Raw genomic sequence first — 25,734 nt, forward strand, 5'->3', positions numbered from 1 at the left:
GCTTACACAGGAATGACAAAAAAGATATAATCATGAGCAAAAAGAAAAAAAACAATAAAAAGGTAGATAAGGAATTTGGCTTATCATCATGGGCTATTGGTAACAAAACCACCATGTATGTTTTAATTGCCGTAATTCTTATTCTAGGTGCTGGCGCATATTTTGGTATGCCTAGAGAAAACTTTCCGGAAATAAAGGAAACTAAAATCTATATTAGTTCTGTTTATCCCGGGAATACTGCCGAAGATATAGAAAAACTAATCACAGACCCAATCGAAGACCGGCTTAAAACGGTGAGCAACGTTGTAGAAATAACCTCAACATCTCAAGAAGATTACTCTATAGTTGTCGTTGAATTCGATGAAGATATTTCGGTAGAAGCGGCCAAACAAAAAGTAAAAGACGAAGTTGACTCTGAAACAGCAAGCGAAGACTGGCCAACGTTTAATGGCGCAAAGGTAGAACCAAATGTTTTCGACCTTAGTATGTCTGAAGAAATGCCTATTCTTAACATTAACATCTCTGGTGATTATCCCGTAGAAAAGCTGAAAGAATACGGTGAATATCTTGAGGAAGAAATTGAAGGGTTGCTTGAAATCAAACAAGTTGATATTCGTGGCGCTCAAGACAAAGAGGTTGAAGTCGCTGTAGATATCTACAAAATGATGGCGGCTAAAGTAAGTTTCGATGATATCATAGGTACGATAAGCCGTGAGAATATGACCATGTCTGCCGGCAACTTAATTGCGAGTGGCCAACGCAGAACAATTAGGATTATTGGCGAAATAGAAGACCCTAAAGAACTTGAGAGTTTTGTTGTAAAATCAGAACACAATAACCCTATTTACCTAAAAGACATTGCCAAAGTCTCTTTTAGAGAAGAAGACCGAACCACTTACGCCAGAGAATTTGGTCATCCTGTGGTTATGTTAGATGTTAAAAAACGTGCCGGTAAAAACATGGTTGCCGCCGCAGAACAAATTCAGGAGATTGTTAAAACAGCTATTGCAGAGGTTTTTCCTCCAGATTTAGAAGTTTCCATCTCTAACGATCAATCGTCTAAAACCATTGGTCAAGTTGATGATTTGGTAAACAATATCATATTTGGAATCTTACTTGTGGTTACTGTACTTATGTTCTTCCTTGGGTTCAAAAATGCCCTTTTCGTTGGTTTTGCAATTCCTATGTCGATGTTCATGTCACTTATGATCTTAAGTTTTATGGGCTTCACCATGAATACCATGATTCTTTTTGGACTGATTATGGGACTTGGAATGCTTGTAGATAATGGTATTGTTTTGGTTGAAAACGTTTATCGTCTCATGAGTGAGGAAGGCCTATCTAGAATCGAGGCCGCCAAAAAAGGGATTGGCGAAATTGCCTTTCCCATCATAATTTCTACCGCTACCACTGTGGCTGCTTTTATTCCTTTGGGAATGTGGCCTGGGGTTATGGGTGAATTCATGATTTATTTCCCAAAAACATTAGGTGTGGTACTTGGCTCGTCATTATTCGTTGCTATTTTCTTCAATTCGGTTTTGGTATCTCGCTACATGACAATCGAAGACAAAGAAATGCCGCTTAAGAACATCATCCAATTATCGCTTATTATTGGAGGTATAGGTTTGTTAATACTCCTTTTTGGAGGTAGCGCAAGAGGTTTGGGTACGGTTATGATTTTTACTGTTATTCTACTATGGCTGTACCGAATTGCCCTAAGAAATTGGGCTAACGGATTCCAGAATAAAGTCCTTCCAAAATGGGAAGCCTTTTATGAAAAAGTGTTACGTGGTGCCTTTAAAGGCCGATGGCCAATTGCAATTACGGTTGGTACTTTCGCTTTGTTAATCATTGCCTTTATGGGCTTCGGAATGTCCATTGAAAGCCAGCGCACCAAAGTGGAATTTTTTCCAGACAATACACCTAACCAGATTATAGTATACATAGAATACCCCGAGGGTACAGATATTACTAAAACAAATGCCATTACCAAGGACATTGAAAAGCAGGTTTATGAAATTATAAAGAGTTCGGAATATATGGACGGTAATTTTAATTTCTTAACCGAGAGTGCCGTATCTCAAGTTGGTGAAGGTGCTGGAAATCCGCAAACAGATGGTGGTTCGCAAGCTGAAATGCCTCATCGCAGTAAAATTACGGCTACTATGCGCGAGTACAAATTCCGAAAAGGTGCCGATAGTAATGAACTCCTTAAAAAAGTACAGGAAGAACTAAAAGACATTTATCCCGGTGTAGCGATTTCGGTCGAAAAAGACCCTATTGGTCCGCCTGTTGGATACCCCATAAATATAGAACTGGAAGGTGATGATTATTCCGAATTAATTGCAACCGCAGAGAAAATGCGAAACTTTATTAATTCCAAGAATATTCAAGGTATCGACGAATTAAAAATCGATGTAAACAAGTCTAAACCTTCCATGCAAGTTGTGGTAGACCGCAAAAAAGCAGGGGAACTGGGCGTTAATGCCGGACAAGTAGGACAGCAATTACGAAACTCTATTTTTGGAGCTAAAGCGGGTATCTATAAAGAAGATGGTGAAGACTACGATATTTATGTGCGTTTTAATGAAGAAAACAGATATAATACCAGTGCGCTTTTCAACCAAAAAATTACGTTCAGGGATATGGCTACAGGGCAAATAAAGGAGATTCCTGTTTCTGCCGTAACCAAACAAAGCAATGCCTCTGGATATAATGCTATAAAGCATAGAGATGTTAAACGTGTGGTAACCTTATACTCTGCACTGGCTCCAGGGTTTACAGATGCAGCGGCCATTGTTTCACAAATTCAGGCAGAAATGGATAATTTCACCGAGCAACCCGAAACTGTTAAAGTAGATTATACAGGGCAAATTGAAGAACAAGCAAAACAAATGAGTTTCTTAATGGGTGCGTTTTTCGCTGGCTTAGGTTTAATTTTCTTCCTATTGATTTTCCAATTTAACTCAGTATCAAAACCCGCTATTATTATGCTCGCTATTTTCTTAAGCTTAATTGGTGTGTTTGGAGGATTGATCATTACCGGAAAACCATTCGTTATCATGATGACCATGATGGGAATCATCTCACTTGCAGGAATTGTTGTAAATAACGGTGTGGTACTTTTAGATTACACCCAACTATTAATTGATAGACGAAAACACAAACTGGATTTAGAGGACAATCAATATCTAGATACAGAAGATTTAATTGAAGCTATTGTTAAAGGTGGTAAAGCACGTTTACGTCCGGTTTTATTAACGGCCATAACCACAATTTTAGGGTTAATTCCGTTAGCAACAGGATTGAATATAAACTTCTTTACACTATTTAGCGACTTTAATCCTAACATTTATGTTGGTGGAGATAATGTTATTTTCTGGGGGCCTCTGGCTTGGACCGTAATATACGGCTTATTCATTGCTACCTTCCTAACATTAATAGTTGTTCCCATATTATTCTATTTGGTGACTAAAATTAAAATGCGTTTGTTTAAAAATAGAGCTGTACAAACAACAGCTGTAGTTGAGCAAGCCGAATTTAATATAGAAGGCGCTTAAAAGCCACCAAAAAAACCATACCAAAAGGAGCCACAATTTATCATGTGGCTCCTTTTGTTTTTTACAAGTCCTATTGCACAACAAATACCAAGTAAATACCATAGTTTTTACAAAAAACATTAAATTTGCCCTCTATTTGAGGTACTGAACCAAATTCAGCATATAACGAATATCATGATTGATAAATTAAAAGAACTCATAGCCGAAGCCGAAGCATTTTCTGCACAAACGAAAGATGAAGTAGAAGCCTTCCGTATTAAATACCTTGGTAAAAAAGGGCTATTAAACGACTACTTTGCCGAGTTTAAAAATGTAGCAAACGAGCAAAAGCGTGAGTTTGGACAAACTATTAATCAGTTAAAGAAAACAGCCGAAGACAAAGTAAAAGCCTTAAGAGATGAGCTTGAAAGCAAGGAAGAAGTTAAAGGTATTTACGGCGATTTATCGCGCCCTGGTGAGCCTATTCAAATAGGTGCACGCCACCCTATTTCTTTAGTAAAAAATCAGATTATTGATATTTTTTCGCGTATTGGTTTTAATGTAAGCGAAGGGCCAGAAATTGAAGACGACTGGCACAACTTTACCGCATTAAACTTGCCAGAATACCATCCGGCTCGCGATATGCAAGACACCTTTTTTATTCAAACAGATCCAGATATTCTACTAAGAACACACACCAGTTCTGTTCAGGTGCGTTATATGGAAAACAATAAGCCGCCTATTAGAACGATTTCTCCCGGAAGAGTGTATAGAAACGAGGCCATATCGGCACGTTCGCACTGCTTTTTCCATCAGGTGGAAGGACTTTATATTGACAAGGATGTTAGTTTTGCCGACTTAAAACAAACCCTTCAGTATTTTACGACTGAAATGTTTGGAAAATCTGAGATACGTTTACGCCCATCGTACTTCCCGTTTACAGAGCCTAGCGCCGAAGTTGATGTGTATTGGGGCCTAAAAACAGAAACCGATTACCGTATTACCAAAGGTACCGGTTGGTTAGAGATTATGGGCTGTGGTATGGTAGACCCTAATGTTTTAGAAAACTGTGGTATCGATTCTAAGGAATACTCTGGTTTTGCCTTCGGGATGGGCATAGACCGTATTGCCATGCTACTACACCAAATTGGAGATATTCGCTTATTGAGTGAAAACGACGTACGCTTTTTAGAGCAGTTTAAGAGCGCTTTGTAAAATTCTTTTTTTGCAGTTTTTGGTTAGATAGGCTACTCTAGTAGGTTAGATATTTTTATTCCTTTTTTTTCATTTCCATTGGGTCAAATCCGTACATAAATTTATTCAACTGTCCGTTCGAGCTTTCCAATCCAACTATATCCATCAATTGCTCAATATAAACACAAACCATTTCTCGATCTTCTGTGTCTAATTCCAGATCGTTTTCTCTAAATCTTGAAAGTCCAATTCTAATCTGTTTTTGATAATCTTTGTCAGTCGCATTTTCAGATTCCGCAACGGTTTTAAAGTCAGATGCAATTTGATTAATTTTCTTTGTAAAAATTGGTCGCAATTTTTCGTCTGTAATTCCTGGGTAATAATTCGGATAGGGTTGAGCAACAAATTTTTTCTTTGCAATGAATTCCGCAAATTGCTCATTAGCATTTTCAGGTGTTTTCATTTCAGTTGCTTTTTGTCCACAAGCAGATAAGGTTAAAAAAAATATGAAAATTTGGATGTACTTCGTCATTTCTCAAATTGTAGCTAACGGTTCAGTATGACCATCAGTTAAGGGTTAATATGCGTTAATTTTCTGTTTAGAATTGTTGTTAGCAATTTTTTTATACGGTGTTGCCCAAAGTATTTTTTATTGCGTTATTATTTCTTTTATTTTTTTCAGTCCGCTATCTGATAAGTTTCCCCATTTCATTGTTTTAGTCGATGGTGTGGAATAGGTTTGTCTTAAGTCAGAATCTAATTCCGTAATTCCAATTATATTTTTTTCGGAATCGTAAAATACGATTGTTTTATGTTTTACAAATGTTCCTATTTCTCCCCAACGATATGATGATGAATCGTTTAGTATTTTAGTAAGTTTTTTAGCTTTAGTAGAATTCAGTTTTTGGTCTGCTGAAAAGAAGTTTCCAAAAATTTTAGCAGAATTCAATTCGGCTTTGGGGAATTCTATTCCGTTTGTTTTTTCTCTTAAAACGTCTGTATTGTATGTCAGTTTATCTTCGTCAGTTCCATTTTGAAAGTCAGAATACTTTTCTCTCAACTCGTTTCTTACTTTTTCAAAGTTCGGATAGGTGAAAAACCGGTATCCTAACAAGAATAAAACTCCGATTAATAAGTATTTAAGGTTTCTAATTTTCATATTGTGGACAACGGTTTTGTGTATGGTTTCGATGCATGTTTGGTTACTAAGTTATTAGATATTACTGGTGTTAGTTCGGTACGAGGATTTTCCGAAAGGAAAATCAGAAGCCAGCAAATGAGCAACTAACTTTGATTTAGCTAAAACTAGCTATTTTTTTTAAACGTTGTTGTAGCCAGTTTTTGTTCAATTTAATTTCCACCATTTTGGTTTTTTCGATTTTTCCCAACGTTTAAATCTTTTGTCCAATATTGGCTTAAATTTTTCATAGTTCTCCCAATTATCCTGGATATGATAAAGTGTTGGTAAATTGGTTCCTAATATTTTAGAATAGTCGTCTAAAAACTTTCCCTTTTGATAGTAGTAATAGCTGAATTCATTTCCCAATTCAGTCAAGTCATCGTCCATTAAAACACCGTCAAGATTCTCTTCAAAAAATTCAGCACCGGTCAATTCCTTTCTTTTTACTTTAGATATTTCTATGCTTAGATGGTCATCTCCATTTGTATCGAAAATTCCATTTTCAATAATCCAAGTTAAATAAAAACCTGTATGAACGTATCCTTGAAATATGTCAAGCTCATCGGGGAATTCTCCTCTAAAATGCCATTTTGCTTTATCATAAACCCCATTAAAATCACTTGGTATTTGTTTTGATTTGACTTCAAAATATTTTTTATCGAGAAATTCCTGTTTTATCTTATTTGCTTCAATAATGGCATTTTCAATTGTTCCGCAATGCTTTCCCCATTTTGGCCCTCCATTTTTTTTAAGTTTTCCTTCTCGGACGTTCAAAATTTCTTTGTCAACTTCTATTTCTACAAAGTCTGTTGATACTCTATTTTTCTTTTCTAAACGAATTCTCATTTAATTGGCTACAACATAAGAATATACTCCCCAAGGAGTATATATCTATTATACACCATCAAATATACATAATTACCTACAAGAACCAGATAAATGAGAACAATAAACTACAAACCGTAACTTTCTTTAGCACTTTTAATCTGTGCTTCTTCTGTAGTTTCAGGATACAAAACGTATCTAGGTGCTAAAATGGGTTTTGCGGTGTCTACGGTTATTTTAAAAATACTTGAAAACGGAAACTGGCCTTGTGTTATTTCTAGCAGTGGTTTTTCTAAAACTTCAAATTCGGTATCATGTTTAGAAACAACCTTAGCCTTCCCTTTCAATTGATAGCCTTTTTGAACCAATACGTCAATAAAACTAAGGCAAACCATTGAGTTTTCATTGATGTTCTTTGCTGTTTGCGGAGAGGCAACATTTGCAATGATAATAGTATCATCGCCATAAACCGTAAAAATTTCTTTGGGAGACACATTGGGGACGTTTTCTAAAGACGAGGTAGCCAACCAACAAAGTACACTGGCCTCTACATAATGTGTTATGTTTTCCGTTAGTTTCATTTTACGAGTTTTAACCTAAATAGCTTAAACGAATTTAGAGGATTTATTTCAAAACCAATTATTTAAAACCCCTATTTTTGCAAATCTAAATCAAGCGCATAAAATGAAAAAGGATATTGAAATTCCGCAAGTTGAAGGAGTATACATTGCTGTAGTTAACGAATATAACGAAGTTTACAAATCTCAAGATTGGAATGCTTACATAATTAATGATAAGGATGTGGATTTAGATATGGTGATTATTGTAACCAGTGGCTACTCCGAGAATAAAACCACATCGGTTTTTAGAAAGCGATTGGACAAACTGCCTAAAAAAAGCTATGCTAAAATTGAGCTGATGCAGGAATCGCTGTTCGCTTTAAACAACACCTTTAAAGTCTCTTTTTTTGAGGACAACAAAATGTTCGATAAAACCTATCTCTTTAGAAAGAACACCATTAATTTAAGAGCCTTACAGCCCATCCCGTTAATGGCTGTTAAAGGTGTTTTGGTGAAGTAAGTATTAGTTTTTAACCCTTCCGACTTTATTACGACTTTAGGTCGCAATAAACCCACCTTACCTTAAAAAAGGGGAAGGAGTTTCCTTTAAATCAATTTTTTATCTATATATGGATTCTCCTCCTTAAAAAAGGAGGAGTGGCTTCAATTTTTTAAAAAATTGAAGTCGAGGTGGTTGTAATCATCTAAAACTATGGCTTATCTCCTGAAGCACAAAAGCCAAATCTTCGAATATCATTTTATTTTCGAATCGTATTACTTTGAATCCTAAATATTCTAATCGCCTTGTTCGTTCTAAATCATAATTCTGTTGAGCGAAATCTAAATGAACAGCACCATCTAATTCAATAATTAGTTTTTCCTGCGGACAATAAAAATCGACTATAAAATGTTCGATACTGTGCTGTCGTCTGAATTTTCGACCTCCTAATTGTTTTAGCTGTAAATGTTTCCAGAGTGTTGCCTCTGCTGAAGTTAAGTGTTTACGGAGGTGTTTTCGGCGCTCTTCTAGCTGTTTTAGGTTGTGGATGTTTTTCATGATATTCAACTGTAAATATACACTTATCCCTTCCGTCTTTATTCCGATAAAAATTGGGATAAAGCCACCTTCCCTTAAAAAGGGAAGGAATTACTAAGCAAAAATTAGTTCAGCTTTTCAGTTAATTTTTTGAAGACTTTTTTAGGGCTTTTCCCCTCGTATAAAATGGCATAAACCGCATTTATTATTGGTATGCGCGTTCTCTTATTATTTCTCTCGTATAGTTGATGCGCACTTTTGGTAGCGTAATAACCCTCGGCCACCATGTTCATTTCCATCTGTGCAGATTTTACGGTGTAGCCTTTTCCGATCATATTACCAAACATTCGATTTCTCGAAAAGGTAGAATATCCTGTAACTAATAAATCGCCCAAATAAGCCGAATTATTAATGTTTCGTTTCATTTTATGGCGCTTCTTTATAAAACGGTTCATTTCACGAATGGAGTTGCTCATAAGTACACTCTGAAAGTTATCGCCATAGCCCAAACCATGAGCAATACCTGCTGCAATAGCATAAATATTCTTCAGCATCACGGCATATTCCACGCCTATAACATCATCGCTTACCTTGGTATTAATGTAATTAGAGGCCAAACTCTTGGCTATTTTCTTGGCCTTATCAATATCTGAACACGATATGGTAAGATACGATAACCGCTCTAACGCCACCTCTTCGGCATGACAAGGCCCTGCAATTACCGCGATATTCTCATAGGGTAAATCATAAAACTTATGGAAATGCTCTCCAACCAATAATCCCGACTCTGGCATGATACCCTTTACGGCAGAGACAATGGTTTTTTTGGATATATCTACTGTAAGTTTATCAAGTTCTGTATGAATAAATGCCGACGGAATAACAAAGAATAAAACATCGGCCCACTCGGCTATTTCATTAATGTCGTTACTTAGCTTTAACTGCTCTAGGTGAAACTCAACCGAACTTAAATAATTAGGGTTGTGCTGCTCTCTTAAAATGTGTTCTTTAGTATACACACTGCGCATGTACCAACCTACCTCATCTACATTTTCACATAGCATTTTTACTATGGCTGTTGCCCAACTTCCTCCACCAAAAACCGCATATTTCAAAGGTTTATCCATAAAAACTATTCTCGTTTATGGCTCTAAAAGTACATAAAATTATTAAAGCCCTTAATCCAAAATTCTTCTAAAACCATTTTTTTGGCACGCGTTTTGAATTCCATAATGCAGAAACCCTAAAACATGTAAGATATGAAGACTCTAAAACTATTTTTTGCATTTGCTTTATCTGCGACACTATTTACATCGTGTTATACAGAAGTTCTTGTTGATGATATTGTAGATGAACCACGTATCTCTGTTAACCAATTACTTAGTTCTTATGAATTGTGGTACGTAGATATTGGAGCTACTCAGGGTTATGGCGAAACGCCTTTCTTGCAAAAAGCCTTTACGATATCATTTCGTGGTGGTATTGTTTACGCCAACAATAATATTGTAGGCCTTGGAAATAGTGGCGGTGGTTTTGGAATTGATGTTGCCGAGTATGATGCTTACGATATGATTCTTGATGTAAATCATGATTTAGATGGGTTTTCTACTTTCGATGTTTTTCAAGTAGACCATAATACCATTGAATTGTATAACCCCGATAATGACACTTCCTACTTTTTAGATGGCTACCAAAGAAACGATTTTGATTACGATTTTGTTTTCTATGATAATATTCATTATTTCTTGCAGGAATACGAGGCTTGGGAAAAAGTTTATACCAGTGATTTTGGTGCGTTAAACGAGTTTGACAATGAAAACTTTTTGCAGTTTTTAGCTGGCGGAAATGATTCTGAATTTAGAAGTTCACAAGATGTAACGGGTACAAATGTAAACCGCCTTGTGTGGGATTATACAGGATTATACGGTGTTGGTAATGTCACCAATAATATGTACCTAAAAACTTTAACATTAGATTATGATTATTTCGACAATGAATATTTTGAATTGACCGTTATTGATGATGAAACCATAGAGTTATTTCACCCGGCGTCTGAGACCGTGTATGAATTTAAAGGTAGGGGCTACATACAGTTCCTCAAGAATGCTGACGCCAAAGGGAAAACAAATTCTAAAGTTGAAAAGAAACGAAAGTTTAAAAATAAAAGGGTAGACAACCCTAGAGAAAACACAAGAACATAATATTATTTGGTTGGTTATTTAGTTTGGGGACCGTTTAAAGCAACTTCGCTTTAGGCGGTTTTCTTTTTTGTTTCCTTATCGATTCGTGTATGAAAAGTTGCGTATTTGCGCCCGAAGGTTCTTCGAAGGAAAATTAGAGTGTCCAATACGTATTAACTTTTGATTTTGGTTAAATTATACATTATTGGCCATAGTCTTTTCAATTTTTGATTTCAACTCTTCTATTTCATTTTCATTGTAGAAAAAATCTATATTATCATTTAAAATTCTATTAAACAAAGGTTTAAATACAAAGTTGTCTTTTAGTTTTTTGTTGTTTTCGAATAAATAGTTTACAATTTTTTTAGCTTCATCTGTTTGATTAATTTTCTGTAGTATTCTAACAATTGATAGCATATGTTGCCCTCCCATAATATTCTCTTCGTTTAGAAAGTCAACTGAGTTATTCTTTATTTTTTCCAAATTGATTTTATCGAAGGGTAATGGGAAATTTGTAAAATTATTTAGAAAATTTAAAGCTTGATTGTTAAAAGCTTGTAATATATATTTAATAGTTTCTATTGCCTCATTTTCACTATTGCCATAGTAAAAAATAGGGTTTTCATTTGGGAGCGTTATTCTTTTAACAAGAAAACAGTCATGGACTTTCATTTTGTTAATATTCTTTTTTAACCAATATGATGCTGGTAAAAAATCAAGATGAACACCTACAAATATTTCACAGCCACCACCATATTTTGTAGCAGATAATTCAAAAATATGAATATATCCATTGTCTAACTTTTTTATAAATTTAAACCCAGAACCTATAAATCCAAATTTTCTAATTTTTGGAGAAAGATGTTTGGTTAATATCTTTTTAAATCCAGCAGTTTTTAAACTTAATGGCAGTATAAAATTAAAATAATTCATGTATTCTTCATGACTGCTCCATTCCTCTATTTTTAAGAACCTTTTTGGTAAATTACTTGAATTCATTTGGTTACAGCTAATGTTTGGATATGAATCATTTTAATTATGTATATCTTGGTTCTTGCTTGTCAGAAGGCAAGAACGAACGTTATTGGAAATTTATATAAGAATAAGCGATTAAAGCGCCCTGACCAATAATTCAGCAGTCGCAGGATTTGTAGCCAGAGGTACATTGTGTACATCGCACAAGCGCATGAGCATGATTACATCTGGTTCGTGTGGGTGTTTCTCTAACGGATCTCTAAAAAAGATGACCATTTTACAGATACCTTCGGCTACCCTTGCCGCAATTTGAGCATCACCACCCAAAGGTCCTGATAACATTTTAGTGACTTCAATCCCTGCATTCTCAACCTTTCCACCTGTTGTTCCTGTTGATATTATAGAGATGTTCTTTTCTTGTAATTTTTCTTTGTGTTGATTTAAAAACTGAACCATATCAGCTTTTTTACCATCGTGTGCAATTATTGCTATTTCCATTTCATTAAATTTTAACTTGTAAGACCTGTGTTAAATTCATTAACCATACTTTTAATAATAGCTTTGGTATCGCCTTCTTTTAAACTTTCAAAAGAGACGTAACCACGGTAATTACTCGCCTGAATAATTTGAGCTATTCGTTTTAAATCTGCAGGAACTTTAGTGCTATCCTTTTGTTTTACATGTTCTTTTACAAAATAATAGTTGGCGTAGGGTGCGAGATTTTCAATTTCTTTATACGGGTCATCAGATGGGAGACTTCCACAGTCCAGTATTAACCCAAACCACTCTGAATTTACCCTTTCTAACACGTCGATAACTTCAGAGCTAGTAAATAAAAATTCATCATGATTCTGTAGCCCTACTATCACACCGTTTTCCGCTCCATATTTAGCGCAAGTCTTAAAATCATCAATCATCCATTGCTTTATGTCCTCTTTAGGATATGCTTTACTTTTATCTCTCCCAGTAAACACTCTCATAATTGGAGAACCCAATTTAGAAGATACTTCAAGCCAATTTTTGATGAGCGCAATATCCTTGTTTCGGTTTTCAGTATTTGGTGTTGCAAAATCATTTCGAACGCCTGTCCAAGAAATATCTAGCCCCAAATTTAGTGCGTGTCTCTTTAACTTAAAAAGTTCCTCATTGGTAGGCTTCTCGGGGTAGGAATCAAAATAATAACCTGTTAAATCTACAGCATCCATACCAATTTCTGCTGCATAGTCCATCATATCGAAAAAAGTCATGGTGCCACTTCGCAATTCTGAATTAAACGAATACGCATTGATACTATACTGCAACCTTGATACTTTTCTTTTTGGAGAAGTTCCCGTATGTGCTAAAAGTCTATTGGCTCCTAAAACAATAGGGGTAAGCATTAAACCCCGTAAAAAATGTCTCCTTGTTTTATCCATAACTGTTGTTTTTGTGAACTTTAGATTCCCAAGGAAAAAATAAGAAATTCTAACTACCTGTAAAAATTCATTTCATCTAAATATTCCCAAACAGGTAGCGGCAGCAAAGGTTTAATGTTTTTACCGTCTTTGATAGCATTTCTAATAAAGGTTGAAGAAATTTCCATGATTGGCGCCTCTATAAAGTGAACCTTATCATGTTTATGTAGCTCGGTTTCTATCGCTACTTGTGATACTCTAGGATATACGTAGAGTTTATAATTTTCTAGAATTAACTCGGCATTTTTCCACTTATGGAAGTGGTTTAAATTGTCCTCGCCCATTATTAAGGAAAAGCTGTAATCTGGATATTTTTCTTCCAGATGAACCAGTGTGTTTATGGTGTAATTTGGCTGTGGTAATTTAAACTCTATATCGCTTGGTTTTAATTTAGGGTAATCTTTTGTGGCGCGATAAACCATTTCTAAGCGTTGGTAATTATCCAACAAAGAACTTTTTTTCTTAAATGGGTTGTGTGGTGTAACTACAAACCAAACTTGATCCAGGTCACTATACTCGGCAAAATGATTAGCAATAACCAAATGCCCAATATGAATAGGGTTAAAAGACCCAAAATACAACCCTATATTCATGGTTATGAGTTAATAAAATTTTTAACTAACACTTCAGCATCTTTAAAGGCATTCTCTAGGTTGTCGTTTACAACAATTTCATCAAATAATGGCGCTGTAGCCAATTCAGCAGAAGCTTTGGCAACACGCATACTTATTTTTTCATCGCTTTCGGTCTTACGCTTTTTCAGTCGGATTTTAAGCTCATCTACACTTGGAGGTTTTACAAAAATTGCTAAAGTCTGTTCTGGAAATTTTCGTTTAATACGTAATCCTCCAGATACGTCAATATCAAAAATAACATGTTTCCCTAAGGCCCAAATACGCTCAACTTCAGTTTTTAAAGTCCCATAGAAATTATCTCTATAAACCTCTTCCCACTCTAAAAATTCTTCGTTTTTTATTTTGTTTTTAAACTCTGATGCTGAAAGAAAATAGTAGTCCTTACCATCTTCTTCTGTGCCTCGCTTTTCACGTGATGTGGCCGATATTGAAAACTCTAAGTTTAAATCTTCAATACCCAACAAGTGCCTTACTATGGTTGTTTTTCCAGAACCAGAGGGTGCCGAAAACACTATGAGTTTACCTGGTTTATTTTCGTTGTTTGTCAAAAGTTTTTAATTTTTTATTGATTGCACTTCGACTGCACTAAGTGTGATTATTCAACACTGTTTACTGTGACATCCTAATGAACATTGATTACTGAACTAAAGTACATTCAATAACTGTTCCTTAATTTTTTCAAGCTCATCTTTCATCTGTACAACCAATTGTTGCATCGGGGCATAGTTACTCTTGGAACCTATGGTATTTATTTCACGACCTATTTCCTGACCTATAAAACCTAATTTTTTACCATTAGAATCTTGGGTATTTAAGGATTCAATAAAATAGTTCAGGTGATTTTTTAAACGGACCTTTTCTTCTGTGATATCGAACTTTTCAATATAATAGACCAACTCCTGTTCAAAACGATTCTCATCGTATTTCTCTTTAAGTTCTTCCACACCCTTTAACAATCGTTCCCTAACAGCTTCGATACGTTCTGGATCTAAAGCAATGACTTTTTCAAGTAAGGTATCTATGTTTTCAATACGCTTTATGAAATCTAATTCCAGAACCTTTCCTTCGTCTTCTCTGTAAATACGCAACGCTGAAACCGCTTTATCTATTTCAGATTGAATGACCTTCCACTCTTCCTCATCAATTTCTTCTCTTACGGTATTTAGAGCATCTGGAAACCTAACCGCCATTTTAAGCAATTCTATTTCGTTGCCATCTACAACATCTTTTAACTGATTTATATATTGCTCAACTACGGGTTTATTGATCTTAGAAGATGTATCCTCTCCAGTAACCTCCATGTAAATAGAAAAATCTACTTTTCCACGTACCAATGCATTAGCAAGTTGCTTTCTTATAACGAGTTCCTTTTCTCTGTAAACAGCTGGCATTCTTGCATTAAGATCTAGATTTTTACTATTAAGGGATTTTAACTCTATAGTAATTTTTTTAGTAGGTAATTGCAAAACAGATTTTCCGTAACCTGTCATTGAATATATCATAAACTTATGTCTTTAAGTTTACAAAGGTAATCTATTTGCATTTTACTGCAAGAGTAGACATATTATTCACCAAGAGTACCACAATGGCCACTGCCACCGCTACCATAAACACGTTCTCCTTTACCATTATCGCATAATTTTGAGGGCCTTGTACCATTCTTACAACCCACAGAATACCACCAACCATTATGTACGGAATCCATTCTTAGAAAAGACACACCTGTTCCGCCAATATGTTCTGCAACCATAGAATTATTTTTCGAGACACTTACTCTTAAAAACGTATGTTCTTTTGGTATGGCTACCTGCAAACTTTGTCCAGGTGCTACGGCAACATACTCGCTTTTAGTATTAGTTTCTAAATTAAGGAACTTGCTATTGTTGTTTCTAAAAACCAAAACCTTGTTTTTATGTTGGCAGGTACCATTGTTTGAGTTATAAAGCGTTCCCTTAACCCAGCCTGTAGGAACATCTTTAGATGTGTTATTTTTAGCATTGTTCGGATTTTGTGGTAGTGCCGCTACCTCTTTTTCAAGTTCTTCCTGATGAAACGTTTCTCCGTTAAAAACAAAGCGAAGTTTATTTAGTTGGCCTTCCTTAAGAATCACATTGCTTATTGCTTTGGTCTTGTAGTTATGCCTTAACGACAGAGTCATAGCAACATTAGCTTGTAAATCTGTTGATATTAACTCTGGTGTAGCCGTGTAACCATACGAAACAACCTTGTCATTTCTTTTAAACTCATACCCAAAATTTAAAAGTTTATTATTCTCATCGACAACCTCTAGCTGAACACGACCATAAGGGGTGAAAATTATATCACTGTTCATGAATGAAAATAACGGCGCTGATGGGATTGTAGCTTTTTCCATTCTAAAACCCTGTAATGAAGTGAGCTGATTTATATCAATTTTATAAAGTCCCTCTGCAAGGTCAAAAGTCTTTTTATATCGTGTAGAACCTTTAAAAACCTCTTTGCCATCTGATAGCCTAACTATAGAAACAAATGGAAAATACCGCTTGCCCAAACCATCATTAAAAACGAGCTTGTAGGGTTTCAATGGATTTTCACAAGACTCAACCCCTAGCCATGATTTATCAATTTCTTTACTAAACTTTGATAATAGAGGTTTATAATATTTTAGTCCACTAGAATAACTTGTTTTTTGGGATGGTGGATTGAACAGAGCATTCCTAGTAAAACGCTTTTTGCCAGCTTTACACTTTATACCCAAACCTCTAACACCGTCAAACCTGTTTTCTATTTCGTATCTAATGTCATCCAATTTGTCTAAAAGCTTAAAGTGATAATGATACCTGTTAAACAACTCCCCTTGAAAATCTTGATTGGTTTTTAATAGATCATCTAATTGCTTAATTTCCTCCTTTAATTTATTTTGCTCATCGGTTGCTACCAGGCCTAACAAATTCCCTATAGCGGCTGCCAACCCCCAAATGGTTGGGTTGTCTAGCTTGGCCAATCTTTCCATTTTGGTCATATCATTCCAACCAGAGGCGTATTCTTTAATCTCCTTGGCATTGACTATAGATTCTCTCAACCCCTCAAAGGCAGCTCTTAATTCGGTGTAATAATTATACGCGTTGGGATTACCAGAAACTTCATTAAGATAATTAGTTCCTGGATCTTCCTTAAAATACTTCATAATTATATCTAATGCTGAAAGCGCAACGTCAATTGTATCTATGGCTCTATTCAATAACCCAATAAAGTTTTTTGATTTACCCGGATTTTTTATAGCATTTGCAATATTTACCACATCTAAAATAACAGAACCTGTATTGCTTAAAAGTTCAGAAGCCATAAGAACATACTCTGTTTGTAATTTAGTCTTTACGTTTTTAACATTCGTTTGGTAATACAATTCCCACTGCTTCTTATACAGGCCTTTTGCCCATTCCAGATAAAATTGGTAATGCTTTATATCTTCATTTAAATTATACAAAGCATTTTGATAACGTTCAATATTCTCGCAATTGACATTTAAACATTCCTCATGGACCATTGGAGCTTGCTTTAATTTTTGGTGAAGTGTAACCAAGTCCTGCAAAGCAATGTACTCGGCCTCACTAAATAAAGATACTTTATCATTTTGTGCCGAAACCGTTTTCAAAAATGAAAAAGCAAATACCAGAGTTAAAAAAAGAACTTTTTGTTTCATCTTGCTATGTTTAAAATTCAAAATTGAAAGTAAAAGATAGTGGTTAAATGAGTAAATGCATAATTTAAAATCTATTTCCAATACACAACTCTTTATTCTTAACCACAAATAAATACTTAAATCTTTAGTTATTCGTAAAAAAATATATTGATACTTTTGTATAAATAATGAGCAAAAGAATAACACTTAAACATATTGCAAGCGAATTTGACGTTTCTATCGCTACGGTCTCTAAGGCCTTGAGCGATAGCTATGAAATAAGTGCAAAAACCAAAGAGAAAATTCAGCAGTATGCGAAGATGCACAACTATACCCCCAATAGTGTTGCGCTTAGTTTACTTAATAAAAAAACAAAGACCATTGGGGTTATTATACCCAATATTATGAATAACTTTTTTGCTAAGGTTTTTGTTGGGATTGAAGCCAAAGCTACCGAAAAAGGGTATAGTTTAATTTCTTGTATCTCTAACGAATCTTATGAGAAAGAGGTAAAAACTATGGAGCTCTTAAAGAATGGTACTTTAGATGGTTTTATTTTATCCTTAGCTGAAGAAACCCAAGCCAAAGGGGCGTACCAACATTTAAAGAACACCATAAACGAAGGGGTGCCGATGGTAATGTTTGATCGTGTAACCGATGCCATTGCATGCGATAAGGTAATTGTAGACGATTTTGAAGGTGCCCGACATGCTACCAATCACTTAATAAAAACAGGCTGTAAGCGTATTGCATTAATTTCCGTAATCCATAATTTAAGCGTTGGAAAACTGAGAGCAGAAGGATACGAGCAGGCGCTTACCGAAAACCAAATAGACATAGATCAAAAACTTATTGTTAAAATTGGTAAACGTGAAGATTTTGAAACAGCTATGAAAATTGTTCTAGCCGATAAATCTATAGATGGTTTGTTATGTTTGGAAGAGAGTTCTGCTGTTCAATCGCTTGAAATCATTAAAGGTATGGGTTTGAATATCCCTCAAGATATATCGATAATTTGCTTTACCAATGGGAAACTTCCCAAATACGTATCACCAAAAATTACGACTATAAGCCAACATGGTAAATACATAGGCGAAATGGCTGCCAATATACTCATAGATCGTTTAGAAGGCAACGCCGAGGCACCTTTTCAAACTAAGGTAATCAAGACCAGTTTAATTGAGCGGGAGAGTACGAAAACCTCTGACTAAAAACGTCTTTTAAACCTTTCCTTCCTTTTTGAATCCAATTAGTAAGCAATACTGCAAAAATTGAGTTCTAACACTTCATTATGCAAAAAATATCCATTTTAATTCTAATTAAACTAATTGTTCTATTCCCATTTATCACTGGCTTAACTAGTGGTAATGATCAAAACATCGACCATCCCAATGTTCTATTTATTATAGGAGATGATATGGGCGTTGATGCCCTGAGCATATACAATATTGGCAATCTTGATGCACAAACACCTAACCTCGACGAATTGAGTGCCAATGGCGTTAAGTTTAACAACGTCTGGTCAGCTCCAGTTTGTTCAGCAACAAGAGCTTCTCTCGTTACTGGTAAATATGGTATTAATAATGGGGTAAACTCCGTACCCGGGAATCTTAGTACAGAACATAAATCTATCTTCAAGGAAATAAAAGAGCAAACCAACGGACTGTACAAAACCTGCGTAATTGGAAAATGGCATTTAGGTAGAAGAAACAATTACCAACATCCCTTTGAGCATGGTGTGGATCATTTTATGGGCATATTATCTTCTGGTGTTAAAGATTATTATAATTGGGAAAAGTATGAAAATGGCAAGATTGAATATTGCAATACCTATGCTACAAAATATTTCACAGACTATGCTATAGATTGGATTAATAATCAAAAACAACCATGGTTTATGTGGTTAGCCCATGCTGCTCCTCATGCCCCTTTTCAAATTCCACCTGAGGGGACGTATAGTAATGACAATACTGAGACCAACAAAGGAAAATACATTGCCATGATAGAGTCTTTGGATTATGAGATTGGCAGATTAATTAATGGCATTCCAAAAAAGGTATTGAAAAATACAGTGATTATTTTTCTTGGAGACAATGGTTCTCCAGGTAGAATGATGTCTGGTTTTCCAAGCGGAAGGGGTAAGAGTACTACCTATGAAGGTGGGGTTAGAGTTCCCTTAATAATATCCGGAAATGGCGTAACACGATATAACGATGAAGAGCAGGCGTTGATAAACGTAAGCGATTTTTACACGACCTTTTCACAAATTGTAAATCCAAAAGCATTTCCTAATGGAAGCCATAATGATGGCATAAGCTTTAGACATTTACTAGACCATTCCGAAGGAAAAAACAGAACTTATAATTTCATGAGTATGGGTGCAAATAGAAGGGTAAAAAATACCACGTATGCCATCAGAAACGAATCTTATAAATTAATAGATAAAGGCGCAAATTATTTTGAGTTCTATGACCTCATTTCAGACCCTTTAGAAAAAAATAATCTTCTAAATTCTAATCACCTAACAGAACGTCAAAAAAATTCAAAAGATGAATTACTGGATTTAATTAATGATATTGTAAATAATTAAAAAGACCTTAACTGATTTTCAGTTAAGGCCTCAATTATTTTACTAAATTGTATATATCTATTTCTTCCAAACACTTTCCATTTCCTCAAGGGTTTTACCTTTAGTTTCAGGAACAAACTTCCAAACTAATAACGCTGCAAGAACTCCCATAATACCATAAATCCAATAAGCGAAACCGTGGTTAAATGTTTCCAACAGATAAGTGTTCTTATCCATCATAGGGAATGTCCATGACACCAAATAATTAGAAATCCATTGGGCAGCCACCGCTACGGCAAGAGCCTTGCCTCTAATTTTATTTGGGAAAATTTCAGATAGCAATACCCAACAAACTGGTCCCCAACTCATGGCAAAACCTGCAACATAAATCAACATAAATATTAGCGCTCCTATACCAACCGATTCCATATAAAAAGAGGTTCCCAATGAAAACATGGCGAATGCCATACCTACGGCCCCAATAATCATTAGCGGTTTTCTTCCATATTTATCTACGGTCATAATTGCCAATACAGTAAACAACAAGTTAACCGCTCCAACAATTATAGTTTGCAGTAAGGCAGCATCTGTTCCAGATCCCATACTCTTAAATATTTCTGGCGCATAATAAAGCACTACGTTTATACCAACAAACTGTTGAAAAACCGATAATAAAACCCCTATTACAATGACTGGGACACCATAGGAGAACAATTTACCTGAGTGGCTAACCACAGTATTTTGAATTTCACCCAAAATCTTTTTAGCTTCCTCAACACCATTCACTTTTGTTAATACATCCAGTGCTTTCTGAGGTTGAGATTTTAATACTAAAGACCTTGGTGTATCAGGAACCATCAACAACATTAACAAGAATAATGTAGCCGGAATTGTTTCAGAAGCAAACATCCATCTCCAGCCAATGGTGTTTAACCAAGAATCGTCGCCTTGTTTTGCAATAAAATAGTTTACAAAATAAACCACCAGCATACCAAAAATGATAGCAAACTGATTCATTGAAACTAGTTTCCCCCTGATTTTAGCAGGTGCAATTTCAGCAATATATAAAGGTGAAAGCATGGATGCGAGTCCAACACCAATGCCACCTATAATTCTATAAACAATGAAAATATAGATAAAAGTATGATTTGCCTCTCCTATAGGTTTAACGAGCATTTCTGGCATGGCAGAGCCTAAAGCAGATAGTAAAAATAAAATGGCTGCCAAGATTAATCCATTCTTACGACCAAATTTTTTACTTATTATACCTCCTGAAAGTCCACCAATGATACATCCTATTAATGCACTGGAAACAACTAAGCCTAAACGCGAATTTGCAGCTGTTTCTTCCAAACCAAATGGTAATACAAAGAAATGCTCTAATGAACTTACGGTTCCAGAGATAACAGCTGTGTCATACCCAAAAAGTAATCCACCCAAGGTGGCCACCAGGGTTAGTTTAATCAAATACTTAGAATTAGTTGTTCCCATAGTTTTAGTGTCTTATATGTATTGGTTGATAATATTTTCGAATAACTCTTGCTTACCACTGGTTAATGGTAATTCACCGTTTTCATTGGCAATATTGTAAAGCGCTTTCATATCCAACTTACCATCTTCAAAATCTTTACCTTTTCCAGAATCGAAAGAACTGTAACGCGCTGTTCTTAAATTTTCATACTGTGACGAAGATATAATTTTATCGGCAGTAATTAAAGCACGTGCAAATGTATCGGCACCACCAATATGTGCGTGGAACACATCTTCCATATCGGTAGAATTTCTTCTAATTTTAGCATCGAAATTCACACCACCGCCTTGTAGACCACCAGCTTTTAGGAACACCAACATCGCCTCTGTAGTTTCTTGAATGTTATTAGGGAATTGGTCTGTATCCCAGCCATTTTGGTAATCGCCACGGTTAGCATCAATACTTCCTAACATACCAGCATTGGCAGAAACCTCTAATTCATGTTGGAATGTGTGTTGTGCCAACGTAGCATGGTTTACCTCAATATTCATTTTAAAATCTTTATCAAGACCGTACTCTTTTAAGAATCCAATGGCTGTAGCAGCATCGAAATCATATTGATGTTTCATTGGTTCCATTGGTTTTGGCTCTATAAAGAACGTACCGTTAAACCCTTGTCCTCTAGCATAGTCTCTTGCCATGGTTAACAATTGTGCCATGTGGTCTAACTCACGCTTCATATCGGTATTTAATAACGACATGTAACCTTCACGACCTCCCCAGAACACATAGTTCTCACCACCTAAGGCAATGGTAGCATCTAGAGCTAATTTTATTTGAGCTCCTGCTCTAGCCACCACATTAAAATCTGGGTTAGTAGAAGCACCGTTCATATACCTAGGGTTTGAAAAACAGTTAGCCGTTCCCCAAAGTAATTTTTTACCGTACTCACTTTGTTTTCCTTTAAGGTAATCAACAATAGTTGCCAATCGTTTTTCAGATTCTGCAAATGTTGCTCCTTCTTGAACTAAATCGTAATCGTGGAAACAATAGTAATCGAATCCCATTTTAGAAATGAATTCGAAAGCCGCATCAGCTTTATCCTTTGCTGCCTGGATAGGGTCTGCCGCTTTATCCCAAGCAAAATTTTGAGTTCCAGGTCCGAATGGATCCGAACCTTGTCCGCAGAACGTATGCCAATAAGCAATAGCAAACTTAAAATGCTCACGCATGGTTTTTCCAGCAACAACTTGATCTGGATTGTAGTACTTAAATGCTAAAGGATTGTCTGATTCTTTTCCTTCATATTTTATAGCATCGATACCTTTAAAATATTCCATAGTAGTATTATTTATTGTTTAGTATAATTTCTAATTCTTTTTTCCAGTTTTGATAAGCCTCTTGGTAAGGTTCTTTATTTTGAAGCGGCATGAAAGTCATAACATGATCATTTTTAGTGATCTTTTCACCAAATGTCTTGAAATCACCATCTGTTAATCCTGCAGCCCTGGCCGCACCAACTGCACCTGTAGTATTATAAATTTCAATTTCGTGACCAATTAGTGTTGCCACGGTATTAGAGAAAATTTCAGCTCTGAATAAATTATCGTTCCCTGCTCGTATCACATTAATTTCGGCATTATCGTTCTTTAAAATTTCCATACCGTAAACAAACGCAAACGCAATACCCTCGAGGGCAGCTCTACACAAATGGGCGTTATTATGAAGATTTAAATTGAAGTTTAAAAAATGGGCCCCAATATTCTTACTGTTCAGCATACGCTCTGCGCCGTTTCCGAAAGGAATAATTGCTACACCATCTGAACCAATAGACACCTCTGCAGCTTTATTGTTCATGGCTTCGTAAGAATCAATACCAATATTATCTTTTAACCAGCGGTACATAATTCCGCAGCTATTAATACACAATAATTTACCAACCGTAGTATTATCTGGCGTATAGTTTACGTGAATAAAATGGTTAATTCTTGAAGACTCTTTAGATTTTAAAGTATTGGTAACAGCGTATACCACACCAGATGTTCCACCAGTTGCAGCTACTTCGCCATGGTTAAATATATTTAAAGACAAGGCATTGTTTGGTTGATCGCCAGCACGATATGTAACAGGCACGCCAGCTGGGATTCCGGTGTCTTCAAAAGCCTTTTCGTTAGTTATACCTTGATTAGTGAAATTTTCAACAATATTAGGAGTTAAGTCTTTATCAATACCGTAATAATCTAATAAGGATTCTGCCAAAGTATCTTTTTTATAATCCCAAAGAATACCTTCAGATAGTCCGTTTTTAGTGGTATTCATTTCGCCAGTTAATTTATAGGCGATATAATCTCCGGGCAACATATACTTGTAAACCTGATTATAAATATCTGGTTCATTGTCTTTAACCCATTTTAACTTGGAAGCCGTAAAATTCCCGGGAGAATTCAACAAATGCTCGGCGCAAAAGTCTTCACCCAAGCCTTTATGAGCATCTTCTCCTATACCTACTGCTCTACTATCGCACCAGATAATGGAATTTCGTAATGGCTTACCTACCTTATCTACAATCACCAATCCATGCATTTGATATGAAATACCAATGCCTATAATTTTTGAAGCATCGACTTTAGTTTCGGCCAAAACCCGTTTTATAGCTTTGCAAACATACGTCCACCATAAGTCTGGGTCTTGCTCAGCCCAATCTTTTTGAAGAGCTGAAATTTCCATTTCTGTTTTAGGCTCGTTTAAGCTTAATATGTTTTCGCCAGAAGCCGAATTTACCAGTGCCACTTTAACCGAAGAGCTACCAATATCTAATCCTATATAATACAAATCTTAAATTTTATCTGAGAATTTTGAACGTGAATGGGGAAGTTGTTCAAAATCAATTTTATTCCAGCTTTAAAAGTATTTATTTATTGTTAATAATCTACATGACCACCAAAACAAAAGATCTTCTCATCCCCATTAATAGCTTAAAAATTATTCATTTAAAAAAACACATAAACCACAAAAACATCAGTAATATCAACCTATTAAAGCGTGCTATGTTGCTTAAAAAAACCTTCAAGTAAATTTACTTAAACCTTTAAGTAAATTTTATGGGTTTAATAAGCGGGTTTATTCATTAAGTGCAATGTACCTCAACAAAGCCTCTATGTAGTAATAGTCTGTGTAATTAATGGGTGAATCGACTTCGAGACCTTTTGGATGGAAGCCTACACTATGTTTCAAAATAAAAAAGTTATTCTCTCCTGTTTTAGCTAAATATTCTTCGCTAGAAAGTTTTGCTAGAATTTTTTCTGCAGCCAAATAATAGGTCGACTTATTAGGTTCCTCTACATATTGGCTTAACTCTAAAAAGCTGGAGGCTATGAGCGCAGCAGCCGAAGCATCTCTTTCGGTATTTGGAATGTTAGGGGCATTAAAATCCCAATACGGGATTAAATCTTCTGGCAGATTAGGGTGATTCAATATAAAACCTGCAATTTTTTCAGCTTGTTCTAAATATTTTGGGTCTTTGGTTTCGCGATAAACCAATGTGTATCCATACAGCCCCCAACTTTGCCCTCTGGCCCATGCAGAAGAATCGCTAGCGCCCTGAAAGGTACCTCTCCAGCGAATACTACCGTTTATGGTATCGTAATCTACAACATGGTAACAGCTATAATCTTCTCGGTAATGGTTTTTAATAGTTGTAGTGGCATGAGTGGTAGCAATATCATAAAGTTCCTTGTTCCCGGTTTCTTTGGCCGCCCAAAATAGAAGCTCAAGATTCATCATATTATCAATAATTACAGGAAATTGCCAACCCATACGGGCGCCCCAACTCCACGAAAGCGTGGTTTTAGTCACCGGATTGTACCTACTAGCTAGTGTTTTAGCTCCTGTTTTTAGAATGTCTTTGTATTGCTCATTTCCAGTTAAGCGAAGTCCATTTCCAAAGCTACAGTATAACATAAAACCAATGTCGTGTGTACCTGTGTAGGTTTTTATAGTGTCTAGAGCCGCATTGGTGATTTCGGCCATGTCTCTAAACGTTTCGTCTTTAGAATAATCATATAAATACCAAAGCGACCCAGGGAAGAATCCACTAGTCCATCCGGTTGGTGGTGTCCAACGTGTTTTCCCATTTTTATGGGTACTCGTTGGGTATTTACCTCTATCTGGAATAGAATTATACATCAACTTGTACTGCACCAAGGCCGTATCTAAGGCTTGTTTAGCTTGATTTACTGAAAAAACTTGTTGCTTTTTAGAGGTAGTGCAAGAGCCCATCACCACAATTAAGGCTATGGCAATTGCATAATGAAATATACTTTTCATGTCTGTTTAGTTGTTAATTTGGATTCTAAAAATAGTAAAATCCTCTCGAGAAAAACAAGGCTAAGTCATAGAAAAAAAATAAACCTCATTTCTCTAAGTTTTAAAGTTTTTTTTGAGGAGGTTTTAAAT

At 35.6% G+C, this 25,734-nt stretch carries 23 protein-coding genes; 6 read left to right on the plus strand and 17 right to left on the minus strand.

Going from position 1 to position 25,734, the window contains the following annotated elements; all coding sequences use genetic code 11:
• Positions 1–32: 32 nt before the first annotated feature.
• Positions 33–3,560, plus strand: coding sequence for an efflux RND transporter permease subunit (locus M0214_RS04715; RefSeq protein ID WP_248724316.1), 3,528 nt, complete (start codon positions 33–35; stop codon positions 3,558–3,560).
• A gap of 174 nt (positions 3,561–3,734) precedes the next feature.
• Entirely contained in the window at positions 3,735–4,754 is a 1,020-nt protein-coding gene (gene pheS / locus M0214_RS04720; RefSeq protein WP_248724317.1) for a phenylalanine--tRNA ligase subunit alpha, read from the plus strand.
• Between the two features lie 55 nt (positions 4,755–4,809).
• Here the strand turns inward: pheS and M0214_RS04725 are convergent, their stop codons facing one another.
• The 4 genes from M0214_RS04725 to M0214_RS04740 all read right to left on the minus strand — a co-directional run bounded on the left by M0214_RS04725 (position 4,810) and on the right by M0214_RS04740 (position 7,319).
• A complete protein-coding gene (locus M0214_RS04725) occupies positions 4,810–5,196 on the minus strand; it encodes a DUF4844 domain-containing protein (RefSeq protein ID WP_248724318.1) in 387 nt (128 codons plus the stop codon).
• Positions 5,197–5,382: 186 nt separating this feature from the next.
• A complete protein-coding gene (locus M0214_RS04730) occupies positions 5,383–5,892 on the minus strand; it encodes a hypothetical protein (protein WP_248724319.1) in 510 nt (169 codons plus the stop codon).
• Between the two features lie 186 nt (positions 5,893–6,078).
• Positions 6,079–6,759: a hypothetical protein gene (locus M0214_RS04735; RefSeq protein ID WP_248724320.1), complete on the minus strand. Its 681-nt coding sequence runs from the start codon at positions 6,757–6,759 to the stop codon at positions 6,079–6,081.
• 107 nt (positions 6,760–6,866) lie between these two features.
• Positions 6,867–7,319: a pyridoxamine 5'-phosphate oxidase family protein gene (locus M0214_RS04740; RefSeq protein ID WP_248724321.1), complete on the minus strand. Its 453-nt coding sequence runs from the start codon at positions 7,317–7,319 to the stop codon at positions 6,867–6,869.
• A gap of 103 nt (positions 7,320–7,422) precedes the next feature.
• Here M0214_RS04740 and M0214_RS04745 point away from each other — a divergent pair, with 103 nt between their 5' ends.
• Positions 7,423–7,818, plus strand: coding sequence for a hypothetical protein (locus tag M0214_RS04745; RefSeq protein ID WP_248724322.1), 396 nt, complete (start codon positions 7,423–7,425; stop codon positions 7,816–7,818).
• Positions 7,819–7,998: 180 nt separating this feature from the next.
• On the opposite strand, the gene M0214_RS04750 is transcribed toward M0214_RS04745, so the two are convergent.
• The gene (locus M0214_RS04750; RefSeq protein WP_248724323.1) at positions 7,999–8,355 is read right to left on the minus strand and encodes an endonuclease domain-containing protein; all 357 of its coding nucleotides are present in this window, start codon (positions 8,353–8,355) and stop codon (positions 7,999–8,001) included.
• 104 nt (positions 8,356–8,459) lie between these two features.
• Positions 8,460–9,461 (minus strand): NAD(P)H-dependent glycerol-3-phosphate dehydrogenase, encoded by a 1,002-nt coding sequence (locus M0214_RS04755; protein WP_248724324.1) that lies wholly within the window; start codon positions 9,459–9,461, stop codon positions 8,460–8,462.
• A gap of 132 nt (positions 9,462–9,593) precedes the next feature.
• Here M0214_RS04755 and M0214_RS04760 point away from each other — a divergent pair, with 132 nt between their 5' ends.
• A complete protein-coding gene (locus M0214_RS04760) occupies positions 9,594–10,535 on the plus strand; it encodes a nicotinic acid mononucleotide adenyltransferase (RefSeq protein ID WP_248724325.1) in 942 nt (313 codons plus the stop codon).
• A gap of 174 nt (positions 10,536–10,709) precedes the next feature.
• Here the strand turns inward: M0214_RS04760 and M0214_RS04765 are convergent, their stop codons facing one another.
• The 7 genes from M0214_RS04765 to M0214_RS04795 all read right to left on the minus strand — a co-directional run bounded on the left by M0214_RS04765 (position 10,710) and on the right by M0214_RS04795 (position 17,260).
• Entirely contained in the window at positions 10,710–11,513 is an 804-nt protein-coding gene (locus M0214_RS04765) for a DUF4304 domain-containing protein (RefSeq protein WP_248724326.1), read from the minus strand.
• A 111-nt stretch (positions 11,514–11,624) separates the two neighbouring features.
• Positions 11,625–11,987, minus strand: a complete 363-nt coding sequence (locus M0214_RS04770) for a methylglyoxal synthase (RefSeq protein ID WP_248724327.1) — start codon at positions 11,985–11,987, stop codon at positions 11,625–11,627.
• Positions 11,988–11,998: 11 nt separating this feature from the next.
• Complete coding sequence (locus tag M0214_RS04775) at positions 11,999–12,904, minus strand: sugar phosphate isomerase/epimerase (protein WP_248724328.1); 906 nt, start codon at positions 12,902–12,904, stop codon at positions 11,999–12,001.
• 53 nt (positions 12,905–12,957) lie between these two features.
• Positions 12,958–13,536 (minus strand): nicotinate (nicotinamide) nucleotide adenylyltransferase, encoded by a 579-nt coding sequence (nadD, locus tag M0214_RS04780; RefSeq protein ID WP_248724329.1) that lies wholly within the window; start codon positions 13,534–13,536, stop codon positions 12,958–12,960.
• 2 nt (positions 13,537–13,538) lie between these two features.
• On the minus strand, positions 13,539–14,126 hold the full coding sequence (gmk, locus tag M0214_RS04785) for a guanylate kinase (RefSeq protein WP_248724330.1): 588 nt from the start codon (positions 14,124–14,126) through the stop codon (positions 13,539–13,541).
• A 96-nt stretch (positions 14,127–14,222) separates the two neighbouring features.
• Positions 14,223–15,080: a YicC/YloC family endoribonuclease gene (locus M0214_RS04790; protein ID WP_248724331.1), complete on the minus strand. Its 858-nt coding sequence runs from the start codon at positions 15,078–15,080 to the stop codon at positions 14,223–14,225.
• 62 nt (positions 15,081–15,142) lie between these two features.
• Positions 15,143–17,260 carry a hypothetical protein gene (locus tag M0214_RS04795; protein WP_248724332.1) on the minus strand — a complete coding sequence of 706 codons (2,118 nt, stop codon included), beginning with the start codon at positions 17,258–17,260 and terminating at the stop codon, positions 15,143–15,145.
• Positions 17,261–17,427: 167 nt separating this feature from the next.
• On the opposite strand from M0214_RS04795, the gene M0214_RS04800 reads away from it, so the two are divergent.
• Both M0214_RS04800 and M0214_RS04805 read left to right on the plus strand, forming a co-directional pair.
• On the plus strand, positions 17,428–18,450 hold the full coding sequence (locus tag M0214_RS04800; protein WP_248724333.1) for a LacI family DNA-binding transcriptional regulator: 1,023 nt from the start codon (positions 17,428–17,430) through the stop codon (positions 18,448–18,450).
• An 80-nt stretch (positions 18,451–18,530) separates the two neighbouring features.
• On the plus strand, positions 18,531–19,829 hold the full coding sequence (locus M0214_RS04805; RefSeq protein ID WP_248724334.1) for a sulfatase-like hydrolase/transferase: 1,299 nt from the start codon (positions 18,531–18,533) through the stop codon (positions 19,827–19,829).
• 57 nt (positions 19,830–19,886) lie between these two features.
• Here M0214_RS04805 and xylE read toward each other — a convergent pair whose 3' ends face one another.
• The 4 genes from xylE to M0214_RS04825 form a co-directional block, all read right to left on the minus strand.
• Positions 19,887–21,299, minus strand: coding sequence for a D-xylose transporter XylE (gene xylE / locus M0214_RS04810; protein WP_248724335.1), 1,413 nt, complete (start codon positions 21,297–21,299; stop codon positions 19,887–19,889).
• 12 nt (positions 21,300–21,311) lie between these two features.
• Positions 21,312–22,619, minus strand: a complete 1,308-nt coding sequence (gene xylA / locus M0214_RS04815) for a xylose isomerase (RefSeq protein ID WP_248724336.1) — start codon at positions 22,617–22,619, stop codon at positions 21,312–21,314.
• Positions 22,620–22,626: 7 nt separating this feature from the next.
• Positions 22,627–24,111: a xylulokinase gene (locus M0214_RS04820; RefSeq protein WP_248724337.1), complete on the minus strand. Its 1,485-nt coding sequence runs from the start codon at positions 24,109–24,111 to the stop codon at positions 22,627–22,629.
• A gap of 288 nt (positions 24,112–24,399) precedes the next feature.
• Positions 24,400–25,605, minus strand: coding sequence for a glycoside hydrolase family 88 protein (locus tag M0214_RS04825; RefSeq protein WP_248724338.1), 1,206 nt, complete (start codon positions 25,603–25,605; stop codon positions 24,400–24,402).
• Between the last annotated feature and the right edge of the window lie 129 nt (positions 25,606–25,734).

Origin of the sequence: Seonamhaeicola sp. ML3 (assembly GCF_023273855.1) — a bacterium.
GTDB lineage: Bacteria > Bacteroidota > Bacteroidia > Flavobacteriales > Flavobacteriaceae > Seonamhaeicola.